The following is a 25,070-nucleotide window of genomic DNA, read 5'->3' as shown; positions in this document are numbered from 1 at the left end:
GTTAAAGTGTCGAGTCGGGCAATCAGAGATACTTGCCGATGATCAGCTCCAGGTTCTCCCGGGTCTCCACCGGGATCACCGAGGTGTCGCTGATGATGGCGTACTTGAGGGCATCGGCGCAGGCGCAGCTCCTCGCGCCGGAGATCTTCTGCACGGCGCAGCGGATGATCTTCTTGGCCATGGCCACGTTGGACTTGATGATGGCGATGATGGCCTCCACCGAGACGTCGTCGTGGGCCTCGTGCCAGCAGTCGTAGTCGGTGGAGAGCGCGATGACCCCGTAGCAGAGTTCGGCCTCGCGGGCAAGCTTCGCCTCGGTCAGGTTGGTCATCCCGATGATGGATGCCCCGAAGGAGCGGTAGAGGTGGGATTCGGCCCGGGTGGAGAAGGCGGGCCCTTCCATGCAGACGTAGCAGCCGCCCCGGTGCACGGTGGCGCCCGCCTCGTTGGCGGCGTCGAAGAGGAGGGAGGAGAGATGCTGGCAGACCGGGTCGGCGAACTGAACGTGGCCGACCACTCCGTTGCCGAAGAAGGTGTCCTTCCTGAAGCCGCGGGTGCGGTCGATGAACTGGTCGGGGACGACGATGTGGCCGGGGGCGATCTCCTCGCGGAGGCTCCCTACCGCGGAGACCGAGATGATGCGGGTGACGCCGAGCTTCTTCATCCCGTAGACGTTGGCCCGGTAGTTGACCTCGCTGGGGGTGAAGCGGTGCCCCTTGCCGTGGCGCGGCAAGAAGACCATGCGGACCCCGTCCAGCTTCCCGGTGATGTAGTCGTCGCTGGGGCGCCCGAAGGGGGTGTCGACGTTGACCTGGTCGACCTCGGTCATCCCCTCCATCTCGTAAAGCCCGCTGCCGCCGATTACTCCGATTACCTCCTCAGTCATCACACCCTCCTCGCCATGCAATTATAAATAGATCGGTCTGTGGTTACTGCTCCTTGAGCTTTTCGTCAAGCCTCCCCTTGAGCTGCCCGCAGGCGGCCGAGATCTCCCCTCCCCGGCTGGAGCGGGTGATCACGGTGACGTGCTTGTCCAAAAGGAACTTGTGGAAGCGGTCGATCGACTCCTGGGTCGGGGTCTTGAAGGACGCCCCCTCGTGCTCGTTGAAGGGGATCAGGTTCACCTTGGAGGGGAAATGGCTGATCAGCTTGACGAGCCTTTTGGCGTCCTCCAGGGAGTCGTTCAGATCGCGGATCATCACGTATTCCACGGTGATCCAGCGCCGAGAGGGGAGCGGGAACGCCTTGCAGGCGGCCAAGAGCTCCTTCAGCGGGTAGCGCCGGTCGATCGGCATGATCTGCGAGCGGACCTCGTCGGTGGTGGCGTTCAGGGAGACCGCCAGGTTGACGATGCACGCCCGCCCGAGCTCCGCCATCTCGGGAACCAGGCCGCAGGTGGAGACGGTGACCTTGCGGTTGGAAAACTGGAAGCCGTCCGGATCGGTGAGGATCTTGACGGCCGGGACCACCGCGGAGAGGTTGGCCAGAGGCTCCCCCATCCCCATGAAGACGATGTTCCTGACCGGCTCCTCCCGCTTCACGGCGCAGACCTGGTTGACGATCTCGGCGGTGGTGAGGTTGCGGGTGACCCCGAAGGTCCCGGTCAGGCAGAAGGCGCACCCCATGGCGCAGCCGACCTGGCTGGAGATGCAGAGGGTGTTACGACCCTCGTCGGGGATCAGCACGCTCTCCACGGCGTTGCCGTCGGCAAGCCGGAAGAGGTACTTCCTGGTGCCGTCCTCGGCCGCCTCCACCACCTCGGGGACCAGGTTGGAGATTACCGCCTTCTCCGCGAGCAAGGCCCGGAACTCCTTGGAGACGTTGGTCATCTCGTCGAAGCTCGTGGCGTCCATCTGGTAGAGCCACTTGAAGATCTGCTTGGCGCGGAAGCGTTCCTTGCCGAGCCCGGCGATGTACTGCTCGAGACCCTCGAGGGTCAGGTTCTTTAGGTCGGTCTTTTCCATGCGTCCATATAAAAAAGGCCCTTCGCGACGAAGGGCCCTTTTTGAGTCGTACCTTTGCGTCTTAGACCAGTTCGAGCTGGTTGAAGAAGTAAGGGATCTCGAAAGCGGCGGTTTCCGGGGCGTCGGAGCCGTGAACGGTGTTTTCCTCGATGCTCACGCCGAGAACCTTACGGATGGTGCCGTCGGCGGCGTTGGCCGGGTTGGTGGCGCCCATGAGGGTCCTCCAGTCGGCGATGGCGTTCTCTTTTTCGAGCACCAGGGCGATCACCGGGCCGCGGGACATGAAGGCGCAGAGGTCGCCGAAGAACGGGCGCTCTTTGTGGACATAGTAGAAGCCTTCGGCCTGGCACTTGGAGAGACGGATCTTCTTCATGCCGACGATCTTGAAGCCGCCAGCCTCGATCATCTCGATAACCTTGCCGGTTACGTTCCTCTCGACGGCATCGGGCTTGATGATAGCAAAAGTTCTTTCCATGACTTCCTCCCTCATTATATTGGTAGACCCCTTCAAATACCATTCCCGATCAAGTTTTGTCAAGGCAAATGCAGGGGTTGCGGGTACAAAAAAAGCCCACAGAATCTCTGTGGGCTTTCGGAAACAGGGCGGGCCCTGTTCCCAATTACTTCTTCTCAGCCGGGGCAGCCGGGGCAGCCGGAGCAGCCGGAGCAGCTTTAGCGGAAGAAGCCTGACCCTGAGCGGGAGCAGCCGGAGCGGCCGGAGCAGCCGGAGCAGCCTGCTCAGCAGCCGGAGCCGGAGCCTCTTCTTTCTTCTTGCAGCCAGCAGCAAAGGCGAGGGCCAGAGCCAGGCAAAGAGCCAAAGAGATCACTTTTTTCATTGACGATATCACCTCTTTTCTTTTTAGATTTACCATTACTGCGCAAAGCGCCTGGTTTTTCAGGTCACAACAAAGGCCGAATATACTAGCATTCCGATAAAAGTCAACACTTTTTAAAGCGTAAAAATCAATATTTTCCCTTGACCTTTAACTTTTCGCCTGAAAAAGAGTGGTTACCTCCCCCCCCCTCTTCATGTGGGGTGGTGAAACGGCCGCGTTCCCCGCCAGTCGGGCCCGCACGCCCTTTCAGGAGGGGCCGGCGGGGGTACGGGTGCATGTAAACTATCTCATGAACTTTTTACCGCCTACTAGCAAGTAAGCTATCTATTTTCACACCAAACCCTTGTCTTCGGGCGTCAAATATATTACTTTAGCCCAATTAATCCACATGCAAACGCTAGCTACCCGAGGGGGAATCCACGTGAACGAAACGCTTAACCCGGAAGAGAGGAAATTTCTGCTGGAAATGGCTCGCGAGGCAATTACCGTGGCGGTACGCAATGGCAAGGCCGTGACCAAGGAGGTCACCACCCCTTCCCTGCTGGAGCAAAAGGGCTGCTTTGTAACCATCAAAACCCGGGGGGCCCTCAGGGGGTGCATAGGAAACCTGACCTCCGACAAGCCCCTGTACCAGCTCGTCCAGCAGATGGCGGTCTCCGCGGCCATCCGCGACCCGCGCTTTTACCCGATGAAGGAAGAGGACCTGGCGGATTTCCAGCTGGAGATTTCGGTCCTCTCCCCGATGACCAAGGTATCCTCGCCCGAGGAGATCGAGGTCGGCGTGCACGGGCTTTACCTGGAAAAGAATTTTGCCCGCGGGGTGCTTCTCCCCCAGGTCCCGGTCGAGCAGGGGTGGAACCGGGAGACCTTTCTGAACCAGACCGCACTCAAGGCAGGCTTAAAGCGCGACGACTGGCAGGAAGGGGCCGACCTCTACGTCTTCACCGCGGAGGTCTTCGGGGAGTCGGAAACAGTCTAGGCTGTCGGACCTGTCGGACGAAGGAAAAAAAAGGGGGCGCTTTCGCGCCCCCTTCTTTTTTCCCGGTGAGGGGAATGCTTACATCTTGCGACCACCTTCGGCAGCCCACTTCTCGAGCATGTCGGTGGTGACGGACTTCGGACGCTCGATGGCGTAGCCGAGGCCGCGGTCCCAAGTGATGTTGGCCATGCAGCCCAGAGCGCGGCCAACGCCGAAGAGGACGGTGTAGAAGTCCCACTCCTTGAGACCGTAGTACCACTGGATGACGCCGGACTGTGCGTCGACGTTCGGCCAGGGGTTCTTGGTCTTGCCGTGCTCGGTGAGGACGCCCGGGGCGGTCTCGAAAATCATGGCGACCAGCTTGAACAGCGGATCGTCCTTGAGGCCCGGGGTCTTGAGGCAGAACTCACGCTGAGCGGTGTAGCGCGGGTCGGTCTTACGGAGAACGGCGTGGCCGTAACCCGGAACAACCTGACCGGCGTTGAGGGTATCCCAGAGAGCCTTGGTGACGTTCTCTTTGGTCGGCTCGGCGCCGTTGAGCTTCTTCTGGAACTCCATGATCCAGCCGAGAACTTCCTGGTTGGCAAGGCCGTGCAGCGGGCCGGCCAAGCCGTTGAGGCCTGCGGAGTATGCGTAGTACGGGTCGGAAAGAGCCGAGTGCACCAGGTGGGTGGTGTGGGCGGACACGTTGCCGGACTCGTGGTCGGAGTGGAGGATGAAGTACATCCTGGCCACGTCCTTGTACTGCTCGCTCTGGCCGATCATGTGGGCGAAGTTGGCGCCCATGTCGAGGGTCGGATCGATGGCGATCTGCTTGTCGCCACGGTATTTCAGGTTGTAGATGAAGGCGGCCAGTACCGGGATACGGGCGACGATGTCGCTGGCATCCTCGTAGACGTACTCCCAAGCATCCATCTTGTTGAATTTACCGGAGTTGTAGAAGCCGGCGAACTTGGAGTCCTTCTGCATGGCGATGATACCGACGGAGAGCATCACCATCGGGTGGCTGTCCTTCGGAAGAGCGCGGACGGCCTGGTAGACGTACTCGGGTACCACCTGGCGGGTCTTGAACTCGGCCTCGACGGCGGCAACCTGGTCCGGGGTCGGAACTTCGCCGGTCAGCAGGAAGTACCAGAAGGACTCGACGGTCGGGTACTCGGAACCTTTGGCCTTCGGCAGAGCCTCGAAGGTCTCCGGAATGGTCTTGCCGCGGAAACGGATGCCTTCCTGCGGATCGAGATAGGAGATATCGGTCACCAGGCTGCGGATATCGCGGGCGCCGCCGATGCACTGGCCGATGTCAACCTTGTCGATGATAACGGAGCCGAACTCTTTGGTCAGGCGGGTGATACGGGGACGGTGGGCCTGGATCTTCTCAAACAGCTTCTCTTTTAATTGCGTCATGTGTCGGTTCTCCTTTTCTGTTGGGGTTGAGTGAACACTGATGAATTAAACTCTGGGAAACTTGCCACCCTTCTCGTCACCGTGCCGGTCGACCGCGCTCGGCCGGTTGCGCTGGGAAGTATACTGTATACAAAGAGTTTTCAAATGTATACCATTGCCTCGTTTTATTTTCAATACAAAAAAATTCGATTTAGACCGTTTTGACTACATTTTTCTCCCTGTTACAGAACCACCAACTCATCACTGGAAAAGGTCAACCGCTTAAGTCCGCTCTCCGTAAGGTAAAAGGTGTTTTCTATACCTACCGCCCCCTCCCCCGGATACACTACTTTGGGCTCGAAAGCGAAGGCCATTCCCGGCTCCAGACGTTCGCTGTCGAACCCCTTGGCGATGAACGGATACTCATCGATCTCGATCCCCACCCCGTGCCCGATAAAGGGCACCTGCGAGCCGGCGGTTCCCATGAAGTGGTCACCGTAACCGAGCGCTACCGCGAGCGAGAGGCACTCCCGGTAGATCTCCCCCCAGGTCGGCCGCTCCTCGGCCAGCACCATCATCCGCTGCTGGATCTTCAGCATGTCGTCGTACCCCTTCCTGAGCCGGTCGGAGAGCGGCCCGATCGAGAAGACGCGGGTCTGGTCGACCAGGTAGCCGTCGAAGCTTGCGGCGAGGTCGATGACCACCGGCTCGTTTTTACCGACCCGGTTGTAGCCCGCCCCATGGCCGAAGGCGGGGGTAAGCCCCATTCCCCCAAGCGGTGTGTTGGTGAAGGCCGGGGCGGCTGAGTCGGGGCCGGCCAGCACCTGTCCCATGCCGACCTCCCCGTTGAAGGCCCGCATCCTCACGTAGCCGTGGTGCCCCTCCACCCGGCAGACCCGCTCGAGCTCGGCGGCGAGCTCGACCTCGGTCATCCCCTCGCGCAGGTACTCCTTGGCCCGCCGGTACACCTTGTCCGCCTGGATGGCCGCATCCTGCATGATGTGGATCTCCTCGTGGCTTTTCACCATCCGGACCCGGCGCACGCACGGCGTCGCGTCGGCCAAGGTCGCCTGCGGGTAGAGGGCTTGAAATTTCTGGTAGAGAAGGACGGGGAGCACGTCGAGCTCCAGGCCGATTCGGGAAGGGACGGGATGCCCGAGCCGGGCCACCAGCGGCGGGAGATCTTTGGGCGAAGAAAAAGGGATTACCTGGGCCAGACCGCATTCCATGCGGGCCCGCAGGTAATCCCTTCGTACCAGGTAGACGGGGTCCCCGGCGGCGGGGACGTAGAGGATACCGGACTGGACGGTACCGGTGAAGTAGAAAAGGTCGGCGTTTTGCACCAGGAGACAGGCGTCGAGGCCGGTGGCGGCCATCTCGCGCTGCAGCATCCTGAAGCGGTATTCCAGTTCGTTCTTGGGCGTAAGCCTCATGCACATCCTCCCGTACCCTTCCTCATGAGCTCATTGAGAGGAAAGGAACAGGAAAGATAGCGCAGGACGCGGGGTTCGTCAACCGGCCCGCGCCGTCGCGGGTTCGTCAACAGGCCGGGGCCGCGGCGGGCTGCCCCTGGGGGGCATCCTCGTCGAGCTCAAGCTCACGGATGGCCATCTCCCGCAGCTTGAACTTCTGGATCTTCCCGCTGGCGGTCATCGGGTAGGAGTCGACGAAGCGGACGTACTTGGGGATCTTGTAATTGGCGATCTTGCCGCGGCAGAAATCCTTTACCTCCTCCTCGGTCATGGCGACCCCGCCCTTCAGGATGACGGCGGCCATCACCTGCTCGCCCCACTTGCGGTCGGGGACGCCGTAGACCTGGACGTCGGAGATCTTCGGGTGGGTGTAGAGGAACTCCTCGATCTCGCGGGGATAGATGTTCTCGCCACCGCGGATGATCATGTTCTTGATGCGGCCGGTGATCTTGCAGTAGCCGTTTTCGTCCATGACCGCCAGGTCGCCGGTGTGGAGCCAGCCGTCGGCGTCGATCGCCTTGGCGGTCTCCTCCGGCATCTTGTAGTACCCCTTCATGACCAGGTACCCCCTGGTGCAGAGCTCACCCTGCTTGCCGGGGGGAAGCTCGGCGCCGGTCTCGATGTCGACGATCTTCAGCTCGACGTTGGGGAGAACCCGGCCGACGGTCGATACCTTCAACTCCAGCGGGTCCTCGGTGCGGGTCTGGGTGATGACCGGCGAGGACTCCGTCTGGCCGTAGGCGATGGTGATCTCGGAGGCGTGCATGTCGCGGATCACCCGCCGCATGACCTCGATCGGGCAGTTGGAGCCGGCCATGATCCCGGTCCTGAGCGAGGTGAGGTCGAACTTGGAGAACTCGGGGTGCTCGAGCTCGGCGATGAACATGGTGGGGACCCCGTGCACCGCCGTGCAGCGCTCCTTCTCGATGGTCTGCAGCACCTTCAAAGGATCGAAGACCTCCACCGGGACCATCGCGGTGCCGTGGGTCACGCAGGCCATGACGCCGAGCACGCAGCCGAAGCAGTGGAAGAAGGGAACCGGGATGCAGAGGCGGTCGTTCTCGGTGAACTTCATGCACTCGCCGATGTTGAAGCCGTTATTTACCACGTTGTGGTGGGTCAGCATGACCCCCTTGGGGAACCCGGTGGTCCCCGAGGTGTACTGCATGTTGATCACCTCGTACGGGTTGAGCGTGGCCTCGACGGCGGCCAGCTCCTCGTCGCTCACCTGGGCTCCGAGCTCCACGATCTGCTGGAAGGGAATCATCCCGGCCGGGGCCCCGCCACCGAGGAAGACCACCCGCTTCAGGAAGGGAAGCCGCTCGCAGGAAAGCTCTCCCGGCGTACTTCCCGCCAGCTCGGGAACCACCGAGGCGAGGGTCTGGACGTAGTCGGTGTCCTTGAAGCTCTGCACCATGAAAAGGGTGGTGGAATCGGACTGTTTGAGGATGTACTCTAGCTCGGCCGACTTGTAGCTCGTGTTGACGGTCACCAGGACGGCGCCGATCTTGGCGGAGGCGAACTGCAGCACCACCCACTCCGGGACGTTGTAGGCCCAGATCGAGAGATGGTCCCCCTTCTTGACCCCGAGTTTCAAAAGCCCCTTGGCGACCAGACGGCAGTGTTCGTTGAACTTTTCATAGCTGTAGCGGAGACCGCGCTCGTGGTAAACCAGCGCATCGTGGTCGGGGAACTTGGCAGCGATGTGGTCCAGCAGGCCCCCTACGGTAAGCTCGATCTGTTCAGACATTGGCCCCCTCCTGTTTAGCATCCTCAAAAAATTGTTTAAAATATTTAACTCATTGAAATAAAAGGAGTTTATGTCTATCACAGCGCCCTAACCATGTCAAGGCAAATGAGAAATTGTTCGCGATGGTATACGGCTGCTCCCCAAGTCCCCTTTTTCATTTGTTTCTTGTCAAGGCAGCCTTAATTTATATAATGGTGCTGACGAAAAACGAGAGGCACCTTATCCCCGTTTTAGAGGGATGGCGCCGCATCACCCAGAGATAAGGCGGTGCCGGAAACCTTTACATCGGCCCATTCATGAAGGGAGCGCCACCCCTTACTCAAGCGAAATTGTTGGTTTTTGGTCGTTTTTACCGGGCGCCGATTTCTGCCTCTTTTTTAGGCAATTTGCTAATGACACCGATTCGAAACGGTTTTTTCGGGAGATTCACACGTTTTCCACAACGCTTTCCACAACTGCTGTGGACCGCTGGGGATCACCCCTCCATTCCCGTTAAACTTCCAACGTTTACCTATGCTTCCCGCCCCGGGAACACCGCTTACACAGGACCCAAGCGCCATGCAAACCGTACTGGTAATCGAGGATGAGACCGACCTCGCCGAACTGATCGCCTTCCACCTGGAGCAGGAGGGATACCGGCCGCTGGTCTGCGCCGACGGAATCTCCGGTCTCCAGGAGGCCCGCCACCAAAAACCCGACCTGATCCTGCTCGACCTGATGCTCCCCGGGATGATGGGGACCGAAGTCTGCCGCCTGCTCAAGGGGTCCGAGGAGACCAGGAGGATCCCGGTCATCATGCTGACCGCCAAGGGAGAGGAGATCGACCGGGTGGTGGGATTCGAGATGGGGGCCGACGACTACGTGGTGAAGCCGTTTTCCACGAGGGAGCTGATGCTCCGGGTGCGGGCCGTGCTGCGAAGGGGGGGCGACCAGGGGGAAACGGAGAAGGCGCTCACCATCGGCGACCTGGCCATCGACACCGAGCGGCATACCGTGACGGTGGCCGGGGAGCCGGTCGTGCTCACCTCCACCGAATACAAGCTCCTGATAAACCTCGCCCAGCGCCTGGGGCGGGTCCAAAGCCGGGAGGTGCTTCTGCAAAGCGTCTGGGGTTACAACTACTTCGGCGACACCCGCACGGTCGACACCCACGTCACCCGGCTGCGGACCAAGCTGGGGAGCGCCGGAGACCTGATCAAGACCGTGCGCGGCTTCGGCTACAAGATGGAGCAGCCATGAAAGCAAGCTTCCGCTGGAAACTGATGGCCTCCTACCTCCTGCTGGTACTGGTCCTGGGGGGCGGGCTCTACGGCTATCTCTCCTTCGAGGAAGAGAGGGCGATCATTTCCTCCACCCGCGAGCAGCTCTTCGACCAGCTGAGGGTCGCCACCTTGATGGCCTCCAAGGAGATCCGCGATCTCAAGCAGGATGCCCCGGTCCTCACCGACACCCTCTCGAAGGCGGTGCGGGCCCGGGTCACCGTCATCGATCCGGGCGGCACGGTGGTGGCCGATTCCGAGGTCTCCGGGGGCGAACTTCCCACCCTCGAAAACCACAACGGCCGTCCCGAGGTGATCCAGGGGCGCCAAAACGGGGTCGGCTCATCGGTGCGGTACTCGGCGACGCTGCACATGGATATGATGTACGTCGCCGCTCCCTTCGGCGCCGGTAACATGGTCAGGCTGGCGCTGCCCCTGGCCGAACTGAAGCAGGCCCAGCTGAAGCTCCAGAGGAGCCTGGGGGCGGCCATGGCGGTGGCGGTGATGGTCTCGCTACTCCTCTCCTATCTCCTTTCCAACGTCAACACCCGCAACCTCCGGATGCTGGCGGCCCGGGCCTCGCGGATCGGCCGGGGCGAACTGGGAGGGCGCATTCCCATCACCAGCGACGACGAACTGGGAAGGCTCGCCCGGGTCATCAACGAGATGACCGACCGGATCGAGCAGCAGCTGGCCAGGATCTCCACCGAGAAGAACCAGCTCGATGCCATCCTCAAGGGGATGGGCGAGGGGGTCATCGTGACCGACCAGCACGGGACCGTAACCCTCGTGAATCCCGCCTTTTGCAGCATGCTGGGAACCGGCACCGAGGTGGTCGGCAGGCAGCTCGTTGAGATCTCGCGCCATCCCGACCTCCACGAGGCCTGCCGCGAGGTACTTACCCTCCAGCACGAAAAGCACCAGGAGATCGCCCTCGCCGAAGGGAGGGTCACCATGGTGCACTGGGTTCCCCTCAACCAGGGTGAGGAGCTGCGGGGGACGGTGGCGGTCTTCCACGACATCAGCGCGCTCAAGAAGGCGGAGAAGATCCGCCGGGATTTCGTGGCCAACGTCTCCCACGAGCTGCGCACCCCCGTCACCGTCATCAAGGGATACGCAGAAACGCTCTTGAACGGGGCGGTGAGCGAGGACGCCGGGCGGCGCGACCGCTTCCTGGGGATCATCTACAACCACGCCGACCGCCTCACCGTGCTGGTACGGGACCTGTTGGCCCTCTCCGAGCTCGAATCGGGCGAGGTGAACCTGCAGCCCCAGACGGTACAGCTGGAAGGGGCCATCCGCAACGCCCTCCTGCTGGTGGAGCAGCGGGGCGAAGAGAAAGGGGTGACCCTGGAGTTCGCCGGCGTCTCCGGCACCGGATCGGTGACGGTCGATCGCGGCAGGCTCGACCAGGTGCTGATCAATCTCCTCGACAACGCCATCAAGTACAGCAGCGCCGGGGGCAAGGTCGCAGTCAGCGCCGCCGACGAGGGGAAGATGGTACGGGTCTCGGTTAAGGACGAGGGGATCGGCATTCCAGCCAAGGATCTCCCCCGCCTCTTCGAACGCTTTTACCGGGTCGACGCGGCCCGCAGTCGTGACTGCGGCGGGACCGGGCTGGGGCTGTCCATCGTGAAACACATCGTACAGGCCCACGGCGGGAGCGTCTCGGTCGAAAGCACACCCGGGACCGGCTCCACCTTCTCCTTCACGCTTCCCAAAGCCGCCACCAAGTCGTAACCACTCCTTCCGCATCGGGGGGGCGCCAACTAAGCCCCCCCCCGCCTTCACCGCCTTCACCGCCTTCACCGCCTTCACCGCCTTCAGCCTTCACCGCCTTCAGCCTTCACCGCCTTCAGCCTTCACCGCCTTCAGCCTTCACCTTCAGCCTTCACCTTCACCTTCAGCCTTCACCTTCAGCCTTCACCTTCAGCCTTCACCTTCAGCCTTCACCTTCAGCCTTCACCTTCAGCCTTCACCTTCAGCCTTCACCTTCAGCCTTCAGCCTTCACCTTCAGCCTTCACCTTCAGCCTTCACCTTCAGCCTTCACCTTCAGCCTTCACCTTCAGCCTTCACCTTCAGCCTTCACCTTCAGCCTTCACCTTTCGCCCTCGCCGTCCCCCTCCGCCATCCACTTCCTCTCCCTTTCGAATTCTCCATACAAAAACTACACATCCTTAACCGTCCTGTAACAATCCCCCTCCATCATGCATCCGTCGAAGCAAGGGGCCGTCCAACTGGCGGCTGATGACCGGAAGTTATCGAGGTCCCCGCCCTCGCTGACAAGGACGGTAAGCGATAAATCAAACGGAAAGTCACCGCGTCGACACAATCTTATTCCAACCGTAACACGGCTGTAACAAACCACCGGCATTCTGGCCGGGAACTGACGATGATCAAAGGAGAGGATGAATGCTGAACAGGATCCGCAAAAGTGTCATGGCCCTCGCCGCAGTGGCCGCCTTCACCGCAGCTACCGCTGCCCATGCCGAAACCCTCATCAACGGCGCCGGTGCCACCTTCCCCTACCCCATTTACTCCAAGTGGTTCTCCGAGTACGCCAAGATCGACCCGAGCGTGAAGTTCAACTACCAGTCGATCGGCTCCGGCGGCGGCATCAAGCAGATCACTGCCCAGACCGTCGACTTCGGCGCCAGCGACAAGTTCCTCTCAGATGAAGAACTGAAAGCCGCCCCCGGCAAGCTCCTCCACATCCCGACCGTGATGGGCGCCGTGGTGGTCACCTACAACCTCCCGGGCGTCGGCAAAGGATTGAAGCTTACCCCGGAGGCCCTGGCCGGGATCTACGAAGGGAAGATCACCAGCTGGAACGCACCGCAGATCGCTAAGGACAACGCCGGCCTGAGGCTCCCCGCCAAGCCGATCATCGTGGTCCACCGCACCGACGGCAGCGGCACCACCGCCATCTTCACCGACTACCTCTCCAGCGTGAGCGGCGAGTGGGCCAAGAAGGTGGGCAAAGGAACCTCCGTCAGGTGGCCGGTCGGCCTGGGCGGCAAGGGTAACGAAGGGGTCGCCGGCCAGATCAAGACCACCCCGTACTCCATAGGCTACGTCGAGCTCGCCTACGCCTTCGAGAACAGGCTCCCCTTCGCGTCGCTCAAGAACAGGTCCGGGAACTTCGTGGAGCCCTCCATCGCCTCGACCACCGCCGCCGCTGCCGGGGCGGCCAAATCGATGCCGGCCGACTACCGCATCTCGCTCGTCAACCAGCCGGGCAAAAACGCCTACCCGATCTCCGGCTTCACCTGGCTGCTGGTCTACCAGGACCAGAGGGACAAGACCAAGGGAAAGAAACTGGTTGAATTCCTTAACTGGGAACTCAAGCGCGGCCAGAAGATGGCGAGCCAGCTCCTCTACGCCCCGCTGCCGGCCAACGTGGTGCGGATGGTGGAAAAGACCATCAAGACCATCAGGTAGCGGCAGGATAGCCTTAGCATCCCCTGGCGGCGGCACGGCCCAGCAAGGCCACCGCCGCCAGCGTTTTGAAACAGACAACTTTCACGTGCGGATTCCGTCAGCTGGCGGCGATCCCTCCGAGAAACCCGAGAAACCGTATGCCTCCAGCCAACGCATCAACCATGACCGCTCCGCACCCGGAGACCACCGTGCAAGCAGCCAGTAAACCGAAACCGATCGCACAGGAAAAGAAGCTGAGCGGTGACCTCATCTTCAGGTGGGTGACCACCATCTTCGCCCTCAGTATCCTGGGAATCCTGGCACTGATGCTGACCGAAATGGCCCTGCAGAGCATCCCTGCCATCAAGAAGTTCGGCCTGAAGTTCGTCACCGCCAGCGAATGGGATGCCGTAAACGGAGTCTTCGGCGCCCTCCCCTACCTCTACGGATCGGTGGTCTCCTCGGTGCTGGCGCTGGCCCTCGCCACCCCCCTGAGCATCGGGGCCGCCCTCTTCATCACCGAGATCTGCCCCAAGGGGTGGGGATCGATGATCGCCCCGCTGGTGGAGCTTCTGGCCGCCATTCCCTCGGTCATCTACGGCCTTTGGGGGGTGCTGGTCATGGCCCCCTGGCTGCAGTCCACGGTGGAACCGTTCCTGATCGACCATTTCGGCGCCCTCCCCTTCTTCCAGGGAGCCCCCTACGGCGTCAGCATGCTGGCCGCGGTCTTCATCCTGATGATCATGGTGGTGCCGATCATCACCTCCATCACCAAGGAGGTGCTCATGGCGGTGCCGCAGAGCCAGAAGGAAGCCGCCATCGCCCTGGGCGCCACCCGTTGGGAGATGATCCGGATCGCCATCCTCCCCTATGGCAAGTCCGGCATCCTGGGGGCCGCCATCCTCGGCCTCGGGCGCGCGGTCGGCGAGACGATGGCGGTCACCATGGTGATCGGCAACGCGCCGCAGATTTCGCTGTCGCTCCTCTCTCCGGCCTACACCATGCCGAGCGTGATCGCCAACGAGTTCGCCGAGGCAAGCTCCAAGCTGCACAGCGCGGCGCTGATGGAGATCGGCCTCATTCTCCTGCTGGTCACCCTGATCATCAACGCCATGGCGAGACTTTTGATCTGGAGCGTCTCCAGGGGGAGCTCGGGAGGGAGGATCTAAATGAAGTCGGTGCTCATGCGAAAATTCAAGAATCACCTGATGACGTTTCTGATGGTGGCCGCCACCGCGGCGGTGCTGGTCCCGCTGGGGCTGATCTTCTTCCACATCGTCAAGATGGGGATCAGTTCGGTCAACCTGGACTTCTTCACGGAAATTCCCAAGCCTCCCGGTGAAGCGGGGGGCGGGATGGCCAACGGCCTGGTCGGCTCCTTCGTCATGATCCTCATGGCTTCGCTCATCGGGATCCCGATCGGCATCTTCGGCGCCATCTACCTTACGGAGTACGGCGGGAGCAAGATCGCCTCCACGGTCCGCTTCGGGGCCGACGTCCTGTCGGGGACCCCGTCCATCATCACCGGCCTGGTGGCCTACTCACTGCTGGTCGTCCCGATGAAGGGATTCTCGGCGCTGGCAGGATCGGTGGCCCTCGCCCTGATCATCGTCCCGATCGTGCTGAGGACCACCGAGGAGCAGCTGAAAATGGTACCGGGGTCGCTGCGGGAGGCATCGCTGGCGCTGGGGGTCCCCTTCTGGCGGACCAGCCTCAAAGTCACCCTGCGAAGCGCCATGTCCGGGGTCACGACCGGGGTGCTTTTGGCCATCGCCAGGGTGGCGGGCGAAACGGCGCCGCTTCTCTTCACCGCGCTTGGCAACCAGTTCTGGAACAAGGACGTGACCAAGCCGATGGCGGCCCTGCCGCTGCAGATCTTCAACTTCGCCATCTCCCCCTACGACGACTGGCACCGGCTCGCCTGGGCGGGAGCCTTGGTCCTGGTGACGGTGATGTTCACCCTGAGCCTCACCGCCCGCTACTTCGGAAGGGGCAGACACCGCGTCTAACGGCCTCTCTGGCGGCCGGCCGCGACCATGCAAGCTACCGGTACCGACCCGGTACCTGAAAAACGACAAGAAAAGGCGACACCATGTCTTACAGCGCAGCGAATCTCAAAGTGACCGATCCCGCCCCTGCCCTCAAGGTGCAGTTGGAGGATGTCAACATCTACTTCGGCAAGACCCACGCGGTGAAGAACATCACCATGGACTACCCGGAGAACAGCGTCACCGCCATCATCGGCCCCTCCGGCTGCGGCAAGTCGACCCTGCTCCGCTCCATGAACAGGATGCACGACCTGGTCCCCTCGGCCAGGGTAACCGGCAAGATCCTGCTCGACGACAGCGACATCTACCAGAAAGGTGTCGACCCGGTCTCCCTGAGGAGGAAGATCGGGATGGTCTTCCAGAAGCCGAACCCCTTCCCCACCATGTCGATCTACGACAACGTGATCGCCGGCTACAAGCTCAACGGCAGGATGAACCGCGCCGAGGCCGACGAGGTGGTCGAGACCAGCCTGAAAAGGGTCGCCCTCTGGGACGAGGTCAAGGACCGGCTGAAGACCAACGCGATGAACCTCTCCGGAGGCCAGCAGCAGCGGCTCTGCATCGCCCGCACCATCGCGGTCAAGCCGGAAGTCATCCTGATGGATGAGCCCGCCTCCGCGCTGGACCCGATCTCCACCATGAAGATCGAGGAACTGATCGAGGAACTCAAAGAGCGCTACACGATCATCATCGTCACTCACAACATGCAGCAGGCGGCCAGGGTATCAGACTACACCGCGTTCCTGTACATGGGCGACCTGATCGAGTTCGGGGAGACCAAGAAGATCTTCACCACGCCCGAACAGAAGCAGACCGAAGACTACATCACCGGGCGTTTCGGCTAACAGGACCGGAACTTTGACTGGTACCGGCAACAATAATAGAAAAGTTCTGGAGAAGTTATGGAAAGAGAGCATTTCAGCAAGCAGTTCGACACCGAGCTGAACGAGATACGGGAAAAGCTGCTCGTGATGGGGGGCAAGGTCGAGTCGATGATCGCCAATGCCATGCAGGCCCTGGTCGAACGTGATACCGAGCTGGCGCAAAGGACCATCGCCTTTGACCACGAGATCAACACCCTGGAGATGGAGATCGACGAGAAGTGCCTCCAGGTGCTGGCCCGCCGTCAGCCCGCCGCCCGCGACCTCCGCTTCATCACCTTGGCCCTCAAGATCGTCACCGACCTCGAGCGGATCGGCGATCAGTGCGCCAACATCGCCAAACGGGTGAAGGAGCTCAACTCCGAGCCGAACCTGAAGCCGTATATCGACCTCCCCCGGATGGCAGTGGCCTCCTCCACCATGGTCAAGGAGGCGCTCGATGCCTTCGTACGGGGGGACGTGGAACTGGCCATCAAAGTCTGCCAGGACGACCAGGTGGTGGACGATCTGAACGAACAGATCCAGCGGGAGCTTCTGACTTTCATGATAGGAGACCCGACCACCATCGCCCGCGCGATCAAGGTCAACTACATCTCGAAATGTCTGGAGAGGATCGCCGACCACGCGACCAACGTGGCCGAGATGGTGATCTTCATGGTCAAAGGAAAAGACATCCGTCACACCATCGCCTGATCCTCCAGGGCCTCCTCGCCTTGAGAGGTCACAAGGTGATCCAGCACTCTTCCGCACTCCAGAAAGCCTTGCCCGAAGGTTAGATGATATCCCCTCGCCCCTTCAGGGGAGAGGGTGCCCGAAGGGCGGGTGAGGGTGATTTTGATCCCCAAACGAAAAGGGCTCCCCCCAACGGGTGAGCCCTTTTTCGTTTCAGCCATCTAACATTGCCCAATGAAGGGCAATGGCCCCTACTACTGGCCGACCACCCTCCCCTTCACGACCGGGAATTCCTTATGACAACCGCCGCAGCAAACCTGCCCTGCGGCAGTGGTTTTCCAGGGGGTCAAATTGCGGGAATCACACCACTCACAGTACCATACATAAAAGTCACTCATTGCCATCGTCTTCATTTCTCATTCTCCTTTTATTTGTTCGAAGTAACAATAGCAGCTAAATGTTACCGTACTGTGTCGGGAAGACAACGGAGACGTGAAGTTTTTCTAAAATCGGGACCAAGCGGCCTTTGACAAAGGCGCTGGTTGATCCATCATTTTCCTATCAATGCGGCCACAGTCACAGGAGGAACCATGCTGACGACTTTAGGATTCGACATCTATGGCACCGTTATCGATACCGAAGGCGTAGTGAACAAGCTCGAGGGGATGGTGGCCGATCCGCGTGAATTCTCGCGCAGATGGAGGGAGAAACAGCTGGAGTACTCTTTCAGGCGCGGCCTCATGCAAAACTATGAGAGTTTTGCCGTCTGCACCAGGGACGCTTTGAGCTATACGAGCATGGCCCTCGGCGCGCCTTTGACTAACCAGCAGAAGGTTGACCTTCTGGAAACCTACCGGACCCTTCCCGCGTTTCCGGACGTGCGGGAAGCACTGGCAGGTCTGCGGGATAAGGGGTACCGGATCTTCGCGTTCTCGAACGGGACGGCGGAAGCGGTAGAAAAGCTGCTGGAGACGGCCAGGATACGCGACCTTTTCTTGGGGGTGGTGAGCGTGGATGATCTGAGGTCGTTCAAGCCGAGTCCTGCGGTGTACAGCCATTTCCTCAGGCAGTCCGAGGCACGCGGTAGTGCATGGCTTATCTCCGGGAACCCTTTCGACGTGATAGGCGCGGTATCGGCGGGAATGAGGGCGGCGTGGCTGAAGCGCTCCGAAGCGGCGGTTTTCGATCCCTGGGGAATCGAACCGACGGTGACGGTCCGGACCCTGGGAGAACTGGAGCCGGCCATCGCTGATGTCGAGAAACGGTGACGGACATCCGCCCGCCCTCTACCCCCCGTTCACCACGTTCTGCGGGCTGCCCGCCAAGAAGGCGGCGATGTTCTCAGCGGTGGTGGCCATCAGCCGGCGCCGCGCGGCCAGGGTAGCCCAGGCGATGTGCGGGGTGATGATGCAGTTCTTGGCGGTGAGAAGGGGGCTATCGGAGGGAATCGGCTCCTTGGCGGCGACGTCCACGGCGGCTCCGGCCAATTGGCCGCTGTTCAGCGCCCAGGCCAGCTCCTTTTCGTTCACCAGCGGTCCGCGCGAGGTATTGATCAGGAAGGCGTGGGGGCGCATGAGCCGGAGACGCTCGGCATTCACCAGGTTGCGATTGCCCCCGGTCAGCGGGCAATGGAGGCTCACCACGTCCGCCGCCTGAAATAGTTCATCGAGGGGGAGCCACTCGACCTCGACGCCTTCCGGTGCGACCCGGCTGTTCGGGTTATGAGCCACCACCTTCATTCCCAGGGCCTGGGCAATGCGGGCCACCCGGCCACCGATCCTTCCCATCCCCACGATCCCGATGGTCTTGCCGTAGAGCTCGGTCAAAGGGTCGTTCATCAAGGTGAAATCGCGCGAGCGGCTCCACTCCCCCCGCTTGACGGCGGCGTCATAGCAGCCGACCTTGTTGGCCAGTTCCAGCAGGAGCGCGATGGTGTGCTGCGCCACGGAATCGCTCCCGTACTCGGGGACGTTCACCACCGGGATGCCGAGGCGGGCGGCGGTCTCCAGGTCGACGATGTTGAAGCCGGTGGCCAGCACACAGATGAGTTTCAGCTTGGGAAGCGCCGCGATGGTGGCGGCGTTCATCCGGGTCTTGTTGGTCAGGACGATGTCGGCACCGAAGCAGCGCTCCAGGATCAGGTCATCCGGTGTGCGGTCGTGAACGGTGATTTCGCCATGCGCCGCGACCGGGTCCCACGGGTTGTCGCCGGGATTGAGGGTGAAGCCGTCGAGGACTACGAGTTTCATGTGCTGCCTCCGGAAAGCGAAATCTCGTCTTTTTCATCTCCCCTCGCCCCCATCGGGGGAGAGGGTCAGGGTGAGGGGGCGGTTCATGGCGGCGAGAAAAACCTCCCTCACCCGCCTTCGGCCACCCTCTCCCCTGAAGGTGCGAGGGGATCTAAGGAATCAGTGGACGACGGCGCCGCCGGAGACCACGAACTTGACGGCTTCCTCGACCGTCATCCCGCTCTCGTACACCTCTGACTCCTTGAAGAAGAGGGCGAAACCGGAGGTGGGATTGGGCATGGTGGGAACGTAGACGACCACGAGCTTCTCCCCGTCACGCATCACCTCGCCGGTCACGAACCCCACCGCCCGAACTCCACTGCGGGGCCACTCGACGAACACGGCGCGGCGGTAGGAGGTCTTTCCCTCCTTGAATACCTGGGTGAGCTGCTTGCTCGAGTTGTAGATCGACTTGACGAGTGGGATGCGGGACAGAAGATCGTCCCACCAGCGCAGGATGCGGGTCCCCATGACGTTGGTGGCCAGGATCCCGCTGAGATAGATGACCACCGCGCCGGTCAGCATCCCCAGCCCGGGGATGTGGTAATCGCGCTGGGTGAAGAGGGCGACCGCCGAATCAAGATAGGTGCCGAGGATGCCGTCAGCGAAGTTGAAGAGGAACTTCAGGATGAAGATGGTGATACCCAACGGGACCACCACGAAGAGGCCGGTTATGAACTTTGCCTTCAGATGCCTGATAAACCCTTCCATCCTCGCCTCCTGTCGATATCGCTTGGTTTATGCTACAGAGCAGCCTACAAAGTCAATCGTTTTAGGCTTGTTGCCTGAACCAGTCACTTCGGCGCCTCGTCACCCCCTCCGTCTCTCCCTTTTCCCGGGACGGCATTATTGTGTAAACACAAGCGGGCGCTAAATTCCCTCGCGCTTGGCCGGCCTGATGTGGTACTCTCCTCCACTAATTAAGGACCGCAGGAAGCGGCGAAGCACGGAGGTAGCAATGTTCGGATTCGGATTACCTGAGTTGTTGGTGTTACTGGTTATCGTGGTGGTGATTTTCGGGGCGGGACGTATTCCCGAGATCGGCAGCGCGGTCGGCAAGAGTATACGGAACTTCAAGAACGCTTCCGAAGGAAAAGACGCCATCGACATCACCCCCAAGAAGGAATCCTGAGGTACCCCTACCGTGCACGAGATGTCGATAACCCAGAGCATCGTGGAGATCTGCGAGGAGAACGCCGGAGGTCGGCGCGTCCTTGCGGTCTGTCTCGAGATAGGCGAACTGAGCAACATCGTCCCCGAGTCGGTGGAGTTCTGTTTTGAGGCCTGCACCAAGGGAACCCTGCTGGACGGTGCCAAGCTGGAGATCGATCGCATCCCCGGCCGGGCCCGCTGCCACCAGTGCGACGCGGATTTCCCGGTGGCAGCCTATTACGACCCCTGCCCAAGTTGCGGAGGCTACCAGGTGGAGGTTGTTTCCGGCGAAGAGCTGAGAGTAAAAGAATTGGAGGTGGAGTAAGCCATGTGTACGACCTGCGGGTGCGGTCCCGAAGAACATCATCACGATCACGACCATCATCACGACCATGACCATCACCACGGCCACGATCACGGCCATTCCCATAGCCATGACGACAAGGACGGCGGGCACCAGCACGCCGAGGGGCACGGGCACAGTCATGGCCATGCGCACGGCCACGGGCACGGGCATGGGCACCACCATCATAAGGAAGAGCAGGCGGCTGCCGCCCCGAAGACCATCAAGGTGGAATCCGACATCCTCGCCAAGAACAACCGGCTGGCCGCCCTCAACCGGGCCCTCTTCAAGGAAAAGGGCGTCTTCGTCCTCAACCTGGTGAGCTCCCCCGGCTCCGGCAAGACCACCATCCTCGAGCGGACCCTGCGGGACCTCAAGGACAACTTCAGCTTCAGCGTCGTCGAAGGCGACCAGCAGACCGACAACGATGCCGTCCGCATCGCGTCCACCGGCGTCCCGGTGAAGCAGATCAACACCGGCGCCGGCTGCCATCTCGACGCCCACATGGTCTGCCATGCCGTGGAACACTTCGACCTCGACGCCCTCGACATCCTGATGATCGAAAACGTCGGCAACCTCGTCTGCCCCGCCTCCTTCGACCTCGGCGAGCACCACAAGGTCGCCGTCCTGAGCGTCACCGAGGGCGAGGACAAGCCGATCAAGTATCCCACCATGTTCCACAACTCCGACGTGATGCTCCTCAACAAGGTCGACCTCGTCCCCCACCTCGATTTCGACGTGGAGAAGTGCAAGGCCTACGCCCGCAAGGTCAACCCGAACATCCTCATTTTCGAAGTCTCCAGCAAGACCGGCCAGGGAATGGATGCCTGGTACCAGTGGCTTGCTGCCGAGTCCGTGAAAGCACTGGCCGCGGGGAGCGATGGGCGCTGACCGCCGGATCAGGATCCGGATCGAGGGGATCGTCCAGGGGGTTGGTTTCCGCCCGTTCATCTACCGGCTGGCCACCTCCCGTTCCCTGTCCGGCTGGGTGATGAACACCCCCTCCGGCGTCATCGTCGAGGCGCAGGGGCCGGAGGTGGTGGTTGATCGTCTGTCCGAGGAGATCCCGCCCCTGGCGCCGCCGCTTGCCCGCATAGACCGCTTGTCCCTGGAGGAGATCCCCTGCGAGGAAGAGAAGGGATTCACCATCCGTGAGAGTGGCGGCCACGGGAACGAGGTGCAGGTCTCGCCCGACTGCGACGTCTGCCCTGACTGTCTCACCGAACTCTTCAACCCCGCCGACCGGCGCTACCGCTATCCGTTCATCAATTGCACCAACTGCGGCCCCCGCTACTCGATCATCAAAGGGGCCCCCTACGACCGGCCCCTTACCACCATGGCTCCCTTCGTCATGTGCGAGGCCTGCCGGGCCGAGTACGAGGACCCCGCCAACCGCCGGTTCCACGCCCAGCCAAACGCCTGCCCGGTCTGCGGCCCTTCCCTCTCCCTGGTGGATCGGGACGGAAAGGCCGTGGAGGGCGACCCCCTCGACAAAGCGGTCGACCTGCTAAAGGACGGAAAGATCCTGGCCATCAAGGGGCTCGGGGGATACCACCTCGCGGTCGACGCCACCAACGAGGCGGCGGTGCGGGAACTGCGAAACCGTAAGAAGCGGGACGACAAGCCGTTCGCGCTGATGGCACCCGACCTCGCCGCGGTTGCCGCGCTTGCCTTCTTCGATGACACGGAACGAAGGCTCCTGGAGGGCCCCGAACGCCCCATCGTCCTCCTCAGGAAACGGGAGCGGAACAGGATCGCCCCGCAGGTGGCGCCTACCAACGGCTACTTCGGCATCATGCTCCCCTACACACCGCTGCACCATCTGCTGTTGGCCGGAAACTTCACCGCCCTGGTCATGACCAGCGGTAACCTCTCCGACGAGCCGATCTGCTACCGCGACGACGATGCCAGGGAACGGCTGAAGGGACTGGCTGATTTCTTTCTCCTCCACAACCGCGAGATCCAGACCAGGACCGACGACTCCGTCATCAGGGTCTTCAGGGGGAATCCCATCTTCCTCAGGCGTTCGAGGGGATACGCCCCCCGCGGGATCACCATCCCTCCCCTTACCCGCAACGTCCTGGCGGTGGGAGCCGAGCTCAAAGGTGCCATCTGCCTGGCCCGGAGCGGGAAAGCCTTCCTGAGCCAGCACATCGGGGACCTGGGAAACGCGGCCACCCTGGCCTCGCTCGAGGAGACAGTCCTCCACCTGGAGCGGACCTTACAAATCACGCCGGAGGTGGTGGCTCACGACCTCCACCCGGACTACCTCTCCACAGCCTATGCCCACTCCCGCCAGGGAATTGCCAAGGTCGGCGTCCAGCACCACCACGCCCATCTCGCCTCCTGCCTGGCCGAAAACGGCGTCGAGGGAGAGGCCATCGGCGTCATCCTGGACGGCACCGGCTACGGAACCGACGGCACCATCTGGGGAGGAGAGTTCCTGGTCGGCGATTACTCCAAATTCGAGCGGAAGGGAAATTTCGTACCCCACCCCCTTCCCGGCGGCGACGCAGCGGTCCGCGAGCCGTACCGGATGGCAATCTCCTACCTCTACGGAATTTACGGCGATACCATCTTCGACCTGCCGCTTCCCTGCGTGCAGCGGGTCCCCGGCCTGGAGCGGAAACTCTTTCTGAGGATGCTCGAGCGCGGGATCAACTCCCCACTCACGTCCAGTTGCGGAAGACTCTTCGACGCGGTCGCGTCGCTGATCGGCCTCAGGCACCGGGTGGCCTTCGAGGGACAGGCCGCCATCGAACTGGAAGCGGTGGCGGAATCGTCGCAATGGGATGGTTGCTACCCTTACAAGGTGGAACTCTTCCAGGGGCGCTACCTTGTCAGCTTCTCCCCGATGATCCGGCAGATAGCAGACGAGGTCGCTTCGGGAAGACCGGCGGCCGATATCGCCCGCGGCTTCCATAACACGGTGGCGGACGTTATCGCCGAGACCTGCTGGATGATCCGCCAGGAAACCAAAATTGGCCGGGTCGCCCTCTCCGGCGGCGTCTTCCAGAACAAGCTTTTGACCGAGGGGATCTGCTCCCTCCTTTCAGACAACGATTTCGAAGTATTCACCCAACGCCTGGCCCCTCCCAACGACGGCGGCATCGCCCTGGGGCAGGCCATGATTGCAGCAAGGAGTTTCGCATGTGCTTAGCGGTACCGATGAAGGTGGTGAGCGTCAACGACGACATGGCGGTTGCCGAGGTTGACGGCGTCAAGCGGGAGGCAAGCCTGATGATGCTGGGCGAAGAGGCCAAGGTGGGGGATTACCTCCTGATCCATGCCGGTTTCGCCATCAGCAAACTCGACGAGCAGGAGGCGCTGGAAACCCTCTCCCTCATGCGCGAGTGTCTCGATTTGGGAGTGGAGCCGACATGATCGACCTCTCCCAATTCCGCAGCAAGGAGTACGTGAAGGGGCTCTCCGCCAGGATCAAGGAACTGGCGGCGGGAACCGGCAGGACCATGACCTTCATGGAGGTCTGCGGCACCCACACGATGTCCATCTACCAGTACGGGATCCGCTCCCTGCTCCCCGAGAACGTGAAGCTCATCTCCGGCCCCGGCTGCCCGGTCTGCGTCACCCCGGTCGGCTACGTGGACCATGCCGTCGCCTACGCCCGCCGCCCCGGCACCGTGGTGGCGACCTTCGGCGACATGATCAGGGTCCCCGGGTCGACCTCGAGCCTCATGCAGGAGCGCGCCCGCGGGGCGGACATCCGCATCGTCTATTCGCCGCTGGACGCGGTCGAACTGGCGGCCAAGAACCCGGACAAGCAGGTGGTATTCCTCGGCGTCGGCTTCGAGACCACCGCGCCCACCATCGCCGGCAGCATCATCATGGCCGCCCGGCGCGGCCTCACCAACTACTTCGTGCTGGCCTCCCACAAGACCATGCCGATCCCGATGGAGGTCCTCTCCGCCGATCCGGCTCTCGGCATAGACGGCTACCTCTGCCCGGCCCACGTGAGCGCCATCATCGGCGCCAACGCCTACCGATTCCTCACCGAAAAGCACGGCATCCCCTGCGTGGCTACCGGCTTCGAACCGGCCGACGTCATGCATGGCGTCGAGATGCTGGTGAAGCAGATCGTGGAGGGACGGAGCGAGGTGGAGATCCAGTACAGCCGCTTCGTGACCTGGGAAGGTAACGTCAAGGCCCAGCAGGTACTAAAGGAGGTCTTCGCCCCCGTCGATGCAGCCTGGCGCGGTATCGGCGTCATTCCCGGGAGCGGGCTGGAGATTTCCGAGCAGTACCACCACTTCGACGCCACCCGCGCGATTCCGGTCGAGGTTGAGGAGCCGCGGGAGCCGAAGGGGTGCCAGTGCGGCGAGGTCCTGAAGGGGAAGCTCTCCCCGTTCGAATGCCCCCTGTTCGGTAAACTCTGCACCCCGGAGGCACCGGTCGGCGCCTGCATGGTCTCCTCCGAAGGAAGCTGCGCCGCCGCCTACAAGTACGGCCGCACCGAATAGGATTGCTCAAAAGCTAACCTGATTAGCGCCAATCTTCCGCTAGGCGTAACCACCGCTCTGGTCGGCTGCCAGTCCGGGCAGCGGCAGCAGCGAGGCGGGGAAGCATAGCAGCAAGATCGAAACGACGGTTAAAGCGGTACTGAT

General features: G+C 61.7%; 24 protein-coding genes and 1 pseudogene. 15 read left to right on the top strand and 10 right to left on the bottom strand.

Annotated elements, in window-relative coordinates; all coding sequences use genetic code 11:
- Positions 1–22: 22 nt before the first annotated feature.
- The 4 genes from mtnP to ACYVL5_RS03310 all read right to left on the bottom strand — a co-directional run bounded on the left by mtnP (position 23) and on the right by ACYVL5_RS03310 (position 2,800).
- Positions 23–886, bottom strand: a complete 864-nt coding sequence (mtnP, locus tag ACYVL5_RS03325) for a nucleoside phosphorylase-I family protein (RefSeq protein WP_460594135.1) — start codon at positions 884–886, stop codon at positions 23–25.
- 43 nt (positions 887–929) lie between these two features.
- On the bottom strand, positions 930–1,964 hold the full coding sequence (gene rlmN, locus ACYVL5_RS03320) for a 23S rRNA (adenine(2503)-C(2))-methyltransferase RlmN (RefSeq protein ID WP_460594134.1): 1,035 nt from the start codon (positions 1,962–1,964) through the stop codon (positions 930–932).
- 61 nt (positions 1,965–2,025) lie between these two features.
- Positions 2,026–2,439 (bottom strand): nucleoside-diphosphate kinase, encoded by a 414-nt coding sequence (ndk, locus tag ACYVL5_RS03315; protein ID WP_460594133.1) that lies wholly within the window; start codon positions 2,437–2,439, stop codon positions 2,026–2,028.
- Positions 2,440–2,584: 145 nt separating this feature from the next.
- On the bottom strand, positions 2,585–2,800 hold the full coding sequence (locus tag ACYVL5_RS03310) for a hypothetical protein (RefSeq protein WP_460594132.1): 216 nt from the start codon (positions 2,798–2,800) through the stop codon (positions 2,585–2,587).
- A gap of 421 nt (positions 2,801–3,221) precedes the next feature.
- Between ACYVL5_RS03310 and amrA the strand changes: the two genes are divergently transcribed.
- Positions 3,222–3,779 carry an AmmeMemoRadiSam system protein A gene (amrA, locus tag ACYVL5_RS03305; protein ID WP_460594131.1) on the top strand — a complete coding sequence of 186 codons (558 nt, stop codon included), beginning with the start codon at positions 3,222–3,224 and terminating at the stop codon, positions 3,777–3,779.
- A gap of 78 nt (positions 3,780–3,857) precedes the next feature.
- On the opposite strand, the gene ACYVL5_RS03300 is transcribed toward amrA, so the two are convergent.
- The 3 genes from ACYVL5_RS03300 to ACYVL5_RS03290 all read right to left on the bottom strand — a co-directional run bounded on the left by ACYVL5_RS03300 (position 3,858) and on the right by ACYVL5_RS03290 (position 8,384).
- Positions 3,858–5,183, bottom strand: coding sequence for a citrate synthase family protein (locus ACYVL5_RS03300; protein ID WP_460594130.1), 1,326 nt, complete (start codon positions 5,181–5,183; stop codon positions 3,858–3,860).
- A gap of 221 nt (positions 5,184–5,404) precedes the next feature.
- Positions 5,405–6,595 carry a M24 family metallopeptidase gene (locus tag ACYVL5_RS03295; protein ID WP_460594129.1) on the bottom strand — a complete coding sequence of 397 codons (1,191 nt, stop codon included), beginning with the start codon at positions 6,593–6,595 and terminating at the stop codon, positions 5,405–5,407.
- Positions 6,596–6,701: 106 nt separating this feature from the next.
- Positions 6,702–8,384 carry an AMP-binding protein gene (locus tag ACYVL5_RS03290; protein ID WP_460594128.1) on the bottom strand — a complete coding sequence of 561 codons (1,683 nt, stop codon included), beginning with the start codon at positions 8,382–8,384 and terminating at the stop codon, positions 6,702–6,704.
- A gap of 558 nt (positions 8,385–8,942) precedes the next feature.
- On the opposite strand from ACYVL5_RS03290, the gene ACYVL5_RS03285 reads away from it, so the two are divergent.
- The 8 genes from ACYVL5_RS03285 (at position 8,943) to ACYVL5_RS03250 (ending at position 17,933) form a co-directional block, all read left to right on the top strand.
- Positions 8,943–9,623: a response regulator gene (locus ACYVL5_RS03285; RefSeq protein WP_460594127.1), complete on the top strand. Its 681-nt coding sequence runs from the start codon at positions 8,943–8,945 to the stop codon at positions 9,621–9,623.
- The gene (pnpS, locus tag ACYVL5_RS03280) at positions 9,620–11,383 is read left to right on the top strand and encodes a sensor histidine kinase (RefSeq protein ID WP_460594126.1); all 1,764 of its coding nucleotides are present in this window, start codon (positions 9,620–9,622) and stop codon (positions 11,381–11,383) included. The genes ACYVL5_RS03285 and pnpS overlap by 4 nt, the downstream gene beginning before the upstream one ends.
- Before the next feature lie 673 nt (positions 11,384–12,056).
- The gene (gene pstS / locus ACYVL5_RS03275; RefSeq protein ID WP_460594125.1) at positions 12,057–13,085 is read left to right on the top strand and encodes a type 2 periplasmic-binding domain-containing protein; all 1,029 of its coding nucleotides are present in this window, start codon (positions 12,057–12,059) and stop codon (positions 13,083–13,085) included.
- A gap of 161 nt (positions 13,086–13,246) precedes the next feature.
- A complete protein-coding gene (gene pstC, locus ACYVL5_RS03270; protein ID WP_460594297.1) occupies positions 13,247–14,233 on the top strand; it encodes a PstC family ABC transporter permease in 987 nt (328 codons plus the stop codon).
- On the top strand, positions 14,234–15,073 hold the full coding sequence (gene pstA / locus ACYVL5_RS03265; RefSeq protein ID WP_460594124.1) for a PstA family ABC transporter permease: 840 nt from the start codon (positions 14,234–14,236) through the stop codon (positions 15,071–15,073).
- A gap of 83 nt (positions 15,074–15,156) precedes the next feature.
- Positions 15,157–15,957: a phosphate ABC transporter ATP-binding protein gene (gene pstB, locus ACYVL5_RS03260; RefSeq protein ID WP_460594123.1), complete on the top strand. Its 801-nt coding sequence runs from the start codon at positions 15,157–15,159 to the stop codon at positions 15,955–15,957.
- A gap of 57 nt (positions 15,958–16,014) precedes the next feature.
- Complete coding sequence (phoU, locus tag ACYVL5_RS03255) at positions 16,015–16,686, top strand: phosphate signaling complex PhoU family protein (RefSeq protein WP_460594122.1); 672 nt, start codon at positions 16,015–16,017, stop codon at positions 16,684–16,686.
- Positions 16,687–17,255: 569 nt separating this feature from the next.
- Positions 17,256–17,933 (top strand): HAD family hydrolase, encoded by a 678-nt coding sequence (locus ACYVL5_RS03250; protein WP_460594121.1) that lies wholly within the window; start codon positions 17,256–17,258, stop codon positions 17,931–17,933.
- Between the two features lie 18 nt (positions 17,934–17,951).
- On the opposite strand, the gene ACYVL5_RS03245 is transcribed toward ACYVL5_RS03250, so the two are convergent.
- Both ACYVL5_RS03245 and ACYVL5_RS03240 read right to left on the bottom strand, forming a co-directional pair.
- On the bottom strand, positions 17,952–18,914 hold the full coding sequence (locus tag ACYVL5_RS03245; protein WP_460594120.1) for a D-2-hydroxyacid dehydrogenase: 963 nt from the start codon (positions 18,912–18,914) through the stop codon (positions 17,952–17,954).
- Between the two features lie 159 nt (positions 18,915–19,073).
- Complete coding sequence (locus tag ACYVL5_RS03240) at positions 19,074–19,664, bottom strand: DUF502 domain-containing protein (protein ID WP_460594119.1); 591 nt, start codon at positions 19,662–19,664, stop codon at positions 19,074–19,076.
- Between the two features lie 247 nt (positions 19,665–19,911).
- On the opposite strand from ACYVL5_RS03240, the gene ACYVL5_RS03235 reads away from it, so the two are divergent.
- From ACYVL5_RS03235 to hypD, 6 genes are read left to right on the top strand one after another with little or no spacing between them, the layout of a single operon-like run.
- Positions 19,912–20,085: a twin-arginine translocase TatA/TatE family subunit gene (locus ACYVL5_RS03235; RefSeq protein WP_460594118.1), complete on the top strand. Its 174-nt coding sequence runs from the start codon at positions 19,912–19,914 to the stop codon at positions 20,083–20,085.
- Between the two features lie 12 nt (positions 20,086–20,097).
- Positions 20,098–20,430 (top strand): hydrogenase maturation nickel metallochaperone HypA/HybF, encoded by a 333-nt coding sequence (gene hypA, locus ACYVL5_RS03230; protein WP_460594117.1) that lies wholly within the window; start codon positions 20,098–20,100, stop codon positions 20,428–20,430.
- 3 nt (positions 20,431–20,433) lie between these two features.
- Positions 20,434–21,339: a hydrogenase nickel incorporation protein HypB gene (gene hypB / locus ACYVL5_RS03225; protein WP_460594116.1), complete on the top strand. Its 906-nt coding sequence runs from the start codon at positions 20,434–20,436 to the stop codon at positions 21,337–21,339.
- Positions 21,329–23,608, top strand: coding sequence for a carbamoyltransferase HypF (hypF, locus tag ACYVL5_RS03220; protein ID WP_460594115.1), 2,280 nt, complete (start codon positions 21,329–21,331; stop codon positions 23,606–23,608). The genes hypB and hypF overlap by 11 nt, the downstream gene beginning before the upstream one ends.
- Positions 23,599–23,832 carry a HypC/HybG/HupF family hydrogenase formation chaperone gene (locus ACYVL5_RS03215; RefSeq protein ID WP_460594114.1) on the top strand — a complete coding sequence of 78 codons (234 nt, stop codon included), beginning with the start codon at positions 23,599–23,601 and terminating at the stop codon, positions 23,830–23,832. The genes hypF and ACYVL5_RS03215 overlap by 10 nt, the downstream gene beginning before the upstream one ends.
- Positions 23,829–24,926, top strand: coding sequence for a HypD family hydrogenase formation protein (hypD, locus tag ACYVL5_RS03210; RefSeq protein WP_460594113.1), 1,098 nt, complete (start codon positions 23,829–23,831; stop codon positions 24,924–24,926). The genes ACYVL5_RS03215 and hypD overlap by 4 nt, the downstream gene beginning before the upstream one ends.
- A gap of 22 nt (positions 24,927–24,948) precedes the next feature.
- Here the strand turns inward: hypD and ACYVL5_RS03205 are convergent.
- Positions 24,949–25,070: pseudogene (locus ACYVL5_RS03205) on the bottom strand (IS1595 family transposase); the annotation flags it as partial.

Source organism: Geomonas sp. Red276 (assembly GCF_054784495.1).
Note: the sequence above shows the minus strand (reverse complement) of the source record. Positions and strands in the feature narration are given on the sequence as shown.

Bases quoted from the DNA above. Each gene is read 5' to 3' on its own strand.
- mtnP (WP_460594135.1), bottom strand. From the start codon at position 886: ATGACTGAGGAGGTAATCGGAGTAATCGGCGGCAGCGGGCTTTACGAG.
- rlmN (WP_460594134.1), bottom strand. From the start codon at position 1,964: ATGGAAAAGACCGACCTAAAGAACCTGACCCTCGAGGGTCTCGAGCAG.
- ndk (WP_460594133.1), bottom strand. From the start codon at position 2,439: ATGGAAAGAACTTTTGCTATCATCAAGCCCGATGCCGTCGAGAGGAAC.
- ACYVL5_RS03310 (WP_460594132.1), bottom strand. From the start codon at position 2,800: ATGAAAAAAGTGATCTCTTTGGCTCTTTGCCTGGCTCTGGCCCTCGCC.
- ACYVL5_RS03300 (WP_460594130.1), bottom strand. From the start codon at position 5,183: ATGACGCAATTAAAAGAGAAGCTGTTTGAGAAGATCCAGGCCCACCGT.
- ACYVL5_RS03295 (WP_460594129.1), bottom strand. From the start codon at position 6,595: ATGAGGCTTACGCCCAAGAACGAACTGGAATACCGCTTCAGGATGCTG.
- ACYVL5_RS03290 (WP_460594128.1), bottom strand. From the start codon at position 8,384: ATGTCTGAACAGATCGAGCTTACCGTAGGGGGCCTGCTGGACCACATC.
- ACYVL5_RS03285 (WP_460594127.1), top strand. From the start codon at position 8,943: ATGCAAACCGTACTGGTAATCGAGGATGAGACCGACCTCGCCGAACTG.
- pnpS (WP_460594126.1), top strand. From the start codon at position 9,620: ATGAAAGCAAGCTTCCGCTGGAAACTGATGGCCTCCTACCTCCTGCTG.
- pstS (WP_460594125.1), top strand. From the start codon at position 12,057: ATGCTGAACAGGATCCGCAAAAGTGTCATGGCCCTCGCCGCAGTGGCC.
- pstC (WP_460594297.1), top strand. From the start codon at position 13,247: ATGACCGCTCCGCACCCGGAGACCACCGTGCAAGCAGCCAGTAAACCG.
- pstA (WP_460594124.1), top strand. From the start codon at position 14,234: ATGAAGTCGGTGCTCATGCGAAAATTCAAGAATCACCTGATGACGTTT.
- pstB (WP_460594123.1), top strand. From the start codon at position 15,157: ATGTCTTACAGCGCAGCGAATCTCAAAGTGACCGATCCCGCCCCTGCC.
- phoU (WP_460594122.1), top strand. From the start codon at position 16,015: ATGGAAAGAGAGCATTTCAGCAAGCAGTTCGACACCGAGCTGAACGAG.
- ACYVL5_RS03250 (WP_460594121.1), top strand. From the start codon at position 17,256: ATGCTGACGACTTTAGGATTCGACATCTATGGCACCGTTATCGATACC.
- ACYVL5_RS03245 (WP_460594120.1), bottom strand. From the start codon at position 18,914: ATGAAACTCGTAGTCCTCGACGGCTTCACCCTCAATCCCGGCGACAAC.
- ACYVL5_RS03240 (WP_460594119.1), bottom strand. From the start codon at position 19,664: ATGGAAGGGTTTATCAGGCATCTGAAGGCAAAGTTCATAACCGGCCTC.
- ACYVL5_RS03235 (WP_460594118.1), top strand. From the start codon at position 19,912: ATGTTCGGATTCGGATTACCTGAGTTGTTGGTGTTACTGGTTATCGTG.
- hypB (WP_460594116.1), top strand. From the start codon at position 20,434: ATGTGTACGACCTGCGGGTGCGGTCCCGAAGAACATCATCACGATCAC.
- hypF (WP_460594115.1), top strand. From the start codon at position 21,329: ATGGGCGCTGACCGCCGGATCAGGATCCGGATCGAGGGGATCGTCCAG.
- ACYVL5_RS03215 (WP_460594114.1), top strand. From the start codon at position 23,599: ATGTGCTTAGCGGTACCGATGAAGGTGGTGAGCGTCAACGACGACATG.
- hypD (WP_460594113.1), top strand. From the start codon at position 23,829: ATGATCGACCTCTCCCAATTCCGCAGCAAGGAGTACGTGAAGGGGCTC.